We start from the raw sequence: 9,902 nt of genomic DNA on the forward strand, positions 1-9,902 counted from the left end.
TCTTTGTACTTTACCGTTTGTGTTTTTTAGATTTGAAAGCAAAAATTTATTAGTAAAAAATCCCTGTACTGTCGAAAGAAAAAGTAGGTAATTAGTATAATATGTCGAACTAAGTAATTAATGTAGAGAGAGTCCCGAGTACGAGGAGATCGTTAAATGGATAGGATCTAAGAATTATACAGTGTTTGTAAATGGTGATTTTCTTTGGAAAGTGAAACAAAAGAAAGGAATCCTAAATAATTATCGCACTCATAGGTAATTTTGAAAGTAGATCTAACTGTAAAGGGGGATGTGTATGTACATTTCACAAATAAACATACAGAATTATCGTTTTAAAGGTGCGAATAACATAATAGAATTTAATGAGGGAATTAATATAGTAATCGGCCATAACAATTCCGGAAAATCAAACTTATTTAAAGCATTGGATCTAGTTTTAAATTTTGGAGCGTCTCAAAAATTATCCATAGATGATTTCAATAAAGAAGTAAGTATAGAGGAACTGAAGGCAAAGTCTCCTAAGGTATCAATTAGCATAAATTTTTCAGAATCAGAAAATGAAGCAGAGTTTTCTGAGGACTTAGTAACAGTTTCTACATGGTTGACTGATCTAAAAAGTCCTTATCAGGCACAATTGACGTATGTATTCTATCTACCTGAAAAAGAAGAAGCAGAGTATAAAAATATTATGTCTGAATTACTATCTGATGATATCGAGGACTATTGGTTAACTATAAAACATAATTTTTTAAGGAAATATAAGAGTAATATTTATGGGGGAAATCCTGATTACAAACATACTGCAGACCCAGAAAATTTAAAAAAGATAGATTTTCAGTTTTTGGATGCGATTAGGGACGTTGAAAGGGATCTGTTTACTGGAAAGAATACATTATTGCGTGAAGTTATTGATTTCTTTATGGATTACGAAATAAAGAATGATAAAGCAAAGGACAAAGCTACACAGCAAAAAGAAATATCTGAATTAAGGAAGGAATTCTCTGTAAGTGCATCTGAGTTAATAACGATGTTAAAAAGAAGGATGTCGCAAGGAAAAAAAGAGATGCTCAGTTACGCAAATGATACTGGAGCATCATTTGGTAATGCAGAGCCAGATTTTGATGGACATATATTGGATTCTGAGTTGTATTCGGCGCTGAGATTAATAGTTAAGTATCAGACAGGAATTACAATACCAGCAACTCATAATGGACTTGGATATAATAATTTAATTTTCATGTCACTTCTTTTAGCAAAAATGCAGAAAGATGCTTCAGGTGATTATCTTGGAAGTAATGCTAAAGTCTTTCCAATCTTGGCTATTGAAGAGCCTGAAGCTCACTTACATCCTGCTATGCAGTATAAATTCCTGAAGTTTCTAAAAGAAAATGTAAAAGACAAGGCCAGACAAGTTTTTGTTTCAACCCATTCTCCCAATATTACATCAGCAGTTAATTTGGATGAGATAATCTGTTTTCATAGAAATGATGATAATACTTTGAACATCGGATATTTAGGCAGAGCTTTTGGTGATGATTTAAAATCAAAGGCGTATGTTCAAAGATTCTTGGATTCCACAAAGTCAGACATGTTATTTGCTAAAGGTGTAATTCTTGTTGAGGGAATCACAGAGCAATTAAATATGTCTTTATTTGCTCAGTATGAAGGGTTCGATTTAGAAAGTAACCACATATCGGTCATCAACATAGGTGGACGGTATTTTGAGCACTTTCTAAAGCTTTTTGACTCAACTCATGAGCATACAATACATAAAAAGGTTGTGTGTATAACAGACCTTGATCCAGTTAGAAAAGAAAATAAGAATGGGGAAAGTTTTGAAAAATGTTACCCCTATGAGCTTGATTTAGATAAGAGTTATTACATTTACAAACCTTGTTCCAATGATATCGTTGATAAGTATATCGTTGATCCCAACAAAAAAAGTAAAGGTATAAATATAGCTTGTTTTTCACAAGAAAAAGGACAAGGCAAGACGTTTGAGTACACAATGGCTTACACCAATCCGGAATGTAAGTTAATTTTGACGGACTCTATATCAAACTCTAAAGAGCTTAGCAGCTTATTCGATTATTATCAGCAAGGAAAAACGCTTGACGAAATGATTAGTTTGTTGGGTAAAAGAGGGAAGGAAAATAACAGAATCATTCAAAGTATAGAAATGTACCTAGGCTCTGATAGCCGAGAACATTTAATTGCTTCGAGGTATTTAAATTCGATTAAAAAAGGAGATAATGCCTACGAATTATCTAAAGCATTAGAAGAAAACCTCCGAGTAGGCAATACCGCTGGGTTTACGGTTCCAGATTACATAAAGGAAGCGATAAAATGGATATGCAGTTAATCACCTCTAATTCGAAGATAGACATAGAACACCACTTTAAAGTATCTGCCGGGCCAGGTGCTGGCAAAACGAAGTTTTTAATAAATCATATAAAAAATGTTCTCCATAATTCAAAGCGTCTAGGACGCAATAGAAAAATTGCTTGTATCACTTACACTAATATTGGAGTTGAAACTATTTTAAAAAGACTTGGAGATGAAACAGATCATGTAGAAGTTAGCACTATTCATAGTTTTCTTTTTGCTCATATTGTGAAACCCTACTTGTATTTGATCAGTGATAAATATGACATTAACGTTATGAAAGTAGATTCCCCATATGAGCACATTGTATCGAAAGGTTATTTTAGTAGGACTGATCTCGGAATGAAAAATGTTAAAGAACAGGAATTGAAAAGAATTTTTTGGTTTATTGATGGTGAACTCTGTAAATTGCATATAAAAGGAAGGAAAAGTGATCACCACAATCGTTTACTAAAATACAAAGGATTTTTTTGGGAAAAAGGAATAATACATTATGAAGATGTTCTTTCCTTTGCGTGGGAAATTCTAAATAAATTTCCCGACACTTGTCGGATAATTCGTTCCAAATTCCCTTACTTTTTTATCGATGAATTTCAAGATACAAATCCAGTTCAAACTGAAATAATTAAACTAATTGCCAGTAAAGAAGTAATTGCAGGTGTCATTGGTGATAAAGCACAATCCATTTATGAATTTCAGGGAGCAGACGTAAAGCAATTTAATGATTTTATGCTACCTGGTATTATTTCTTACAAAATTGAGGATAACCATCGAAGTTCTGAAAAAATAATCGAATTATTAAATGCAATTAGGAAAGACCTCGTTCAAAAAAGTCCACAGAAGAAATCCGGTGATCTACCAGTAATTCTTATAGGAAAGCCATTACAGGCACTAAAGCATGCGCAGGAACTAGTGAGTGGAGGATCAGTTACTACCCTATCTTATTCGAATCTTATGGCTAATTCCGTAAGAAACAATTTGGAGGAAAATGGTGGACAAAAATGGTTGCCCATTGATGAAACATATATAGATTCCAACAACGACAGGAGAAAAATATTTATTTCAATAATAAAAGCTATTGAGTACGCTAGGCTTTCTCACTATAAAGAAGCTGTTAAAGAATTAAGTAGGCATTTGAAAATGACAGACAATTATAATGGTCAAAAAACCTCATTAATTGTTATTAAGACAATGCTGAATGATTACCAGGAATATTGCAATGATTCTCTATGGATACTGTACGAAAAAGTATTAGCTTTAGGATACTTCCAACTTACAAAAATAAGAGAAAGTAGGAACGGAAAACCTCCATCGGATACAGAGAACTATTACAAAAACACATTATATTCGAATATTTCTCTGCATGTAAAAATAGCGGAGGATAATAGTTTGCATCGTACAATTCATAAAGCAAAGGGTAGCGAATTTGATAATGTACTAGTAATAGTAAAAGGTAAAGATGGTTACAAATACAATGAGGAACGAGATTTAGGCTTCCTCCTTAACCCCGATATTCATGGAAATGAAGACCACAGAGTTTACTATGTAGCTAGTAGTAGAGCGGTGCAGAATTTATTTATTTGTGTTCCTGAGATTTCTGAGGTAGCTATAAAAAAGCTAGAAGATATTTGCTTAATTAAAAAATTATAAGTCTAACTAGGTTAGGTAACAGTAAGATGAATAATGTATTGCAAGCAACTATTGGCTTTTTCTTATTAGAAAGTTGATATTATTAATGGCCTTAATATAGCAAAGGGTAGAAAAGAATATTTATAAGTTTGCACCAGTCTACTAAACTAAACAAATGAATTACAACCCAACAAACCTTGTCTGGTAAAAGCCAGATTGCCAGATTGTGAAACAGTAAAAAAGTCACTAACCGCTTTTCTCATACAACTGTATCGGCCGGCATGGATGCAGGGACCTATTCGGCAAAATGAATATTACCAAATATATTGAGGAGAAGATATGAAGATCATTAGGATATCTGAACAACATGTTAAAGAAGTAACGATGTTCCTTCTCCAAAACCAACTAATATTCCATCCTAGAATTTCTCCAAAAGGAATTCCTGATTTCACTAATTACTACGGTAGAGATTATATTCTAATCTTAGATAGAAACATCCTCACTAAGCTGATTGATTTGTGTCTACAAGGTACTCTTAATGATCGCTATCTCCTAAAAGTAATAGGAAGCATTATGTTTTGGGCTGAATTTAATGGAGTGAGAATTACTGCAGGAATTGCACTTAATGAATATGCTTACAATTTAAATGATGATTTGAAGGCTAGTAAAGAGAATAATATATTTCTTGAGATATTTAATTTTTATTCTCCTCTTCAGTGGCTAGATCTTGCTTTGGGGATTAGAGGAACTATACCACAGATCAAACTTTCTAAAGACTTGGAATCATATAAATTTAATGTTGAGAGCGATCATTACAAAATGCACTATGCTGAAATGCTACATTTAACTTTTCTATTAGCAAAGCAAGAACTAAAAAGTACTGAAAAGCTGATAGAGTTCATTACCTGGAACAATGATAACTTATTGTTTTGTCAATACACCTTAGTTTATGCGTGCCTACTGTTTTCACGAAAAATTAAACAGATTAGCAGTAAACATTTCGATGAAGTATTAAAGAAATGTAGAAATCAAGCATGGGATTTAACTTACCTATCTTTTTGGAGTACCTTGTATTGGAATGATAACCAAACAAATGAAGTTTTCTTGTTTTGTACAATGGATAAGGATTTAAAGAAAATTTTTGCAACTACACATGAGGTAAATAAAAACCCGTTTGTTGAGTGTTTTGGTAAAGACAAAGGACTTAAAATTCACAGTGAATATCAAAAGATTGTCTCCAATCGTGTTAAGCCAGTTATCACTAATGATATATTGAATGAATTAATACAAATTGGAGAAGAAAATATAAGTAAGATTTTGAATTAAAGCATTATCGAAGGCTTTTACAAAGATTTATCAATCTGATAACTCAAGCATTTCCGCTGCTGTCGTTCATATCGAGAAGCAAAGCGAACGGCAATTAACCGAAGGTTTCCGGCGTTTTTGCGAAGGGGCACGTGGAGAACAAATTATGCTTCCAGAGATCTTGCAGGGGTATGCGACCGTAAAGGGTTTGACGCAACGGAAAGATCGTCTCTAGGCATTGTCGCATTGGTGTAACATTTACACCATCGAACAAATTCAGGAGGCAATAGCTCTACTAGGCCAAGACACAACGGTTACGCGCATCACGGCCGTGCTAGGCGTGAAATACCGCATCCGCGATCTTCCTGTGATGTGGGAGGAGACACTGTCCCCTCCGGGAACTCGCACAGAAGGTTCCCTCCACCGCTATGATCAACTTGTGGGGGTGATCTGAGTTGCCGACAGACTTGGGCGATTGGCACATGTCGTTGAGTATGTATCGAATCAGCAGATTCGCACCGGCATTGTGGAGCAAATCCTTGTTGCGGAACTGGACGGTCGCCGTCGTGCCAAGCTGGGAAAGCTTGTCCAACAGGCAGGGTTCCCCCGTATTAAGACATTCGAGGGGTACGTGTATGAGCATATCTCTTTCCCGAATGGCAGTAGTCCAGAGCTTCTCCGGGAATTAAATTGGCTCGAACGAAAAGAGAATTTACTCTTAATGGGTGCCTTAGTCACAGGAAAAACCCATATGGCAACGGTACTTGGCGTGGAGGCTTGTCGCCGGGGCAAGGCGGTACAGTTCTTCCGAGCTTCCGATTTGTTCTCTGTGCTTCAGGAAAAATTTGCAGCCGAGACACTCAGCCGATTTCGAGAGAAATTGAAAAAGATAGATTTACTCATCCTTGATGAAGTCGGCTACGTGCCGTTCAGCCAAACCGGATCTGAGTTATTGTTTAACGTGATTGCAGATTGCTATGAGCAACAGAGTGTAATCGTTACATCCAACCTAGAGTTTGGCCAATGGATGTCGGTGTTTGGAGACACGATGCTCACGTCGGCGCTCGTTGATCGCCTGGTGCACCACGCTCATATCCTTTCATTCACGGGTGAGAGTTTCCGCTTCAAGCAGGCTGTGGATAGGATTCCTGTTTAGTTTCAAACCCCTGGCAAGTGCTTAGGCAATTTTGGCTGCAAAACTGAGCATTTTCTACTTGCAAAACACAGGAATCTGCCGGACACAATCTGTGCTCGTCCTACGTCGTGAGGTTCGTTTACCACAAATCAAATCGCACTTCAATCTGCTCTATACGTTATACAGATACACAATACGCCGAGCCTTATCATCAGTGATGTTAATCGGATTAATAGCCTCATGCTTCCTATAGAACTACTTCTAAGCACATACATATAGGAAATTAGGACCAAACCTAGTACAATTAGTTTTGGGGGAGATAATTTTGGAAAAAATTTATACGGATATTGATATTTATTCTGAAATAGATAAAAAAATTAAAACGCTTAATAAGACTAGGAATAATAGGATTCAAATGAGTATTCGTTTAAAATCCTACGGCGAAAAATGGAAATCAATATTTTTTGCTTTAAATATAGAGGCAGTAATTTTTGTTGTGTTGTCTCTAGGCGGTAAGGACATAAATCCAAAGTTTGATGGTACTATGTTCAGTGTACTTTCGGGAGTATTCTCAATTTATGTGATATTAATACAATATTATATTAATGAACTTAATTATAATGAGAGAGCTTTGAGAGTCCACTATCATCATTTGGATATTGAGGACTTAATTTTAAGATTAAAAGAGTTATTAATACTGAAAAATAGCCAAGAGAATACACCTGATGAAAAAAAGATGCTAAACCACTTTAATACTATAATGCACGAATATCAAACTGTTCTCAAAAATAATGAAAACCATGACCCAGTAGATAATGCGAAAAGTGTCTATGGCATAGACAAAGACAAACTAATAAAAGTCCGTGACTTTACCGTTGACAACATTATATTAAATATAAATATTCATCTAATATGGGTAGTGCCTCTTCTTTCAATAATTCTCCTAATGTTGGAGTGATCTTTTAATGAAAAACAAAGAAAAATTAATTGAGCTTGCGTATGATTATGTTATTAAAATGTCTACAACTAAAAAGTATAACCCGCAGACAATTTCGAATGCATCCTGTTTAAGAAGATATGATAAGGAAAAAATTCTAAAAATATTAAGCGAACCAGTAGAAGAATTCTGTAGACTTTATGATCCATGTAAAGTAAGAGATTTTGTATACAAAAGTGACTACTTCACACCAAGAAAAATGTACCTTATTAATCCGTTGTATTACACATATTACACATATTTGGTTTTTCAGTTATCACGTTTGTTTTTAAAAAATAACTTTAATCTTGATTTTTCCAGAGAGAGGATGAGTCTTTTTTATTCTGGTTTTCTTGATTTAGATCCGTCAAAGGAAGATATAGATAAATATGCGATGTACAACGAGAGTTATAAATCATTTCAAAAGGAAAGAGAAAGCTACTTTGGTAATTCTGTACTAAAAATTGACATTCAAGATTTTTTTAATTCAATAAGAATTAATGATTTGATACTTAAATTAAGAAAACTATTAGGAAACAAAAAAATAATTGATGATTTGGAGTACTTTTTTAACTTTTGTGGTTTTGATAGTCTCCCGCAGCTTCACTATTCAATAGCATCATCAATTTTATCTCAGTTCTATTTAGTAGAATTTGATTTGAAGATTCAAGAGATATTGGAAAGAGAGAATTTTTGGCTACTTCGTTTTGTTGATGATATGTATATAGTTGATTTAGATCAGGGAGAAGATAAGAGTAAATTTAATAATGTTCTGAATGTAATTAGTTACTATCTTTGGGAAGATTCACTTGTTTTGAATACTTCAAAGACTAAAATATTGACTCCCGAACAGTATCAAAATGGATATGAGTTGTTCTTATCAGATTATGGTTATGATGAGAGCACTTCATCATTTACAAGTGAAAAATTAGTCGAAGAAAGAGCGATGGAAGTTATTGAGGAAGGTAACCTACTATTTCTAGTTCAAGAATTATGTAAATTAGAAAAAGAAAATGGGATAGATCTAGTAGAGTACAAGAGATTAATAAAGGAATACATATCAATAAAAGGAGAAGATGAAAACAAGGTATTAAACAATATTATTTTCTCTAGAAAATGGAAGGACATGGACAAAAAGAATTTAAAGAAATTAATTAGAAACTGGAAGTATATACTGTTTAATCCCTCACAATTTACAATTTTATATATTATGGTTTATAGATTTTTGGAAAAAGAAAAGGTTGTAATAGATAATGGAAAGAAAATAAAGACTATCTTAAATTATTTATTTCGTAATGACATTTTTACTTTTAGAGATACGTTGGTTGCGGTTTCATATTTATTTCAGAGTGGCCTTAAAAATAAAAAACTACTTTATAAAATTGAGAAGGTAAATCCAGGATATGTTGAATTTCTTGAAACATTTGTTTTGGATAATTATTAAAATGTATGCCCAGGAGCACTTCCCATTGATTCCAACGTTCAAGCAATATTCTAAGTATACGGAAAGTATTGCTACCAACCAGTTCTACACACGATGGCTAGCCAAAAGCCGTGTCATCAGTTACCGTAGTGCCTCAGAAGTGGACAACCCTTGCCTAAAAGGGTTTGCAGGTTAAAAACAACGGAAGTCGTGTCGCGCTGGTAACCTAAGCATCTGAAGCCAATTCCACCGCAATTTGAATCGTGCGTTACCAGCGCCAACGATAATTAATGAATTGAATTCGGAAAGAGTGAGTTTGATAATCCTTTGAATGTTGGATCATTCCCTGAAATTTTTCAACTCACAGGAATATGTGAAGTATATGTTCAACTAAATCCGACAGTTGTTGCAATTAAGTATTTGGTTTAATGAATCTAATACGCAAACGAACTCATAACGGAGGTGACCCTTCGGGTCTCCTAGAAGAGGAACTTTTGGGAAGAGAAGAGGAGTAGTTTGCATATGAGAACAAGGTAAGAGAAAAAGAAAAGCACTTTCTGAAATTCTCATCAATGAGTTAGAAGTAAAATAAAAGAGAAGGATTTGATGTCCACATAGAAAGAGTGGGAAAAGTTCAACAGAATTTAATTACGATAGCCGAATATATAATTTATTTCAGTTCATGAAATGGCTGTTTTATGAACTGAAACTGAAAAAGTAAAAATTCATGCTAACTTTCTATTTAATTGTAATAGTCCCATCTTTATTGGAATTACTCAAGTACATAGATATATTTACGTAAGCTTTTACTCGACAGTTATAGAAGTACGTGTATTTCGCCAGACAGTGACACAAACAAGTACAGATTTGGACTTACACTTAATCTTGTTGCTATGTTTTTGTCAAGAAATGGCCTGGAACATGTGAATGTCAACTAAAAAGTTGACCACCGTGCTCATCAAAAAATTGACCACCATGGCAAAATATTACCACCCGTTGGGTGGGTAACTTTTTCATGATCACGAGTGTTTTAAACTCTGCTTAAATCG

At 34.2% G+C, this 9,902-nt stretch carries 7 protein-coding genes; all 7 read left to right on the plus strand.

The features are described from left to right. Positions 1-295: 295 nt before the first annotated feature. The 7 genes from C3B52_RS16720 to C3B52_RS16745 all read left to right on the plus strand — a co-directional run bounded on the left by C3B52_RS16720 (position 296) and on the right by C3B52_RS16745 (position 8,874). Complete coding sequence (locus C3B52_RS16720; protein ID WP_103107533.1) at positions 296-2,362, plus strand: ATP-dependent nuclease; 2,067 nt, start codon at positions 296-298, stop codon at positions 2,360-2,362. Continuing rightward, entirely contained in the window at positions 2,347-4,035 is a 1,689-nt protein-coding gene (locus C3B52_RS16725; protein WP_103107534.1) for a UvrD-helicase domain-containing protein, read from the plus strand. The genes C3B52_RS16720 and C3B52_RS16725 overlap by 16 nt, the downstream gene beginning before the upstream one ends. Before the next feature lie 318 nt (positions 4,036-4,353). Next, a complete protein-coding gene (locus tag C3B52_RS16730) occupies positions 4,354-5,340 on the plus strand; it encodes a hypothetical protein (protein ID WP_103107535.1) in 987 nt (328 codons plus the stop codon). Between the two features lie 217 nt (positions 5,341-5,557). Further along, complete coding sequence (locus C3B52_RS36490; RefSeq protein WP_164684818.1) at positions 5,558-5,773, plus strand: hypothetical protein; 216 nt, start codon at positions 5,558-5,560, stop codon at positions 5,771-5,773. A gap of 21 nt (positions 5,774-5,794) precedes the next feature. Beyond that, positions 5,795-6,475: an IS21-like element helper ATPase IstB gene (gene istB / locus C3B52_RS16735; protein WP_103107536.1), complete on the plus strand. Its 681-nt coding sequence runs from the start codon at positions 5,795-5,797 to the stop codon at positions 6,473-6,475. Positions 6,476-6,779: 304 nt separating this feature from the next. After that, positions 6,780-7,412: an SLATT domain-containing protein gene (locus tag C3B52_RS16740; RefSeq protein ID WP_103107537.1), complete on the plus strand. Its 633-nt coding sequence runs from the start codon at positions 6,780-6,782 to the stop codon at positions 7,410-7,412. A 7-nt stretch (positions 7,413-7,419) separates the two neighbouring features. Continuing rightward, on the plus strand, positions 7,420-8,874 hold the full coding sequence (locus C3B52_RS16745; RefSeq protein ID WP_103107538.1) for a hypothetical protein: 1,455 nt from the start codon (positions 7,420-7,422) through the stop codon (positions 8,872-8,874). The last annotated feature ends 1,028 nt before the right edge of the window (positions 8,875-9,902 follow it).

The sequence above is a fragment of the Brevibacillus reuszeri genome, from assembly GCF_002897295.1.
Classification (GTDB): Bacteria; Bacillota; Bacilli; order Brevibacillales; family Brevibacillaceae; genus Brevibacillus; species Brevibacillus reuszeri_A.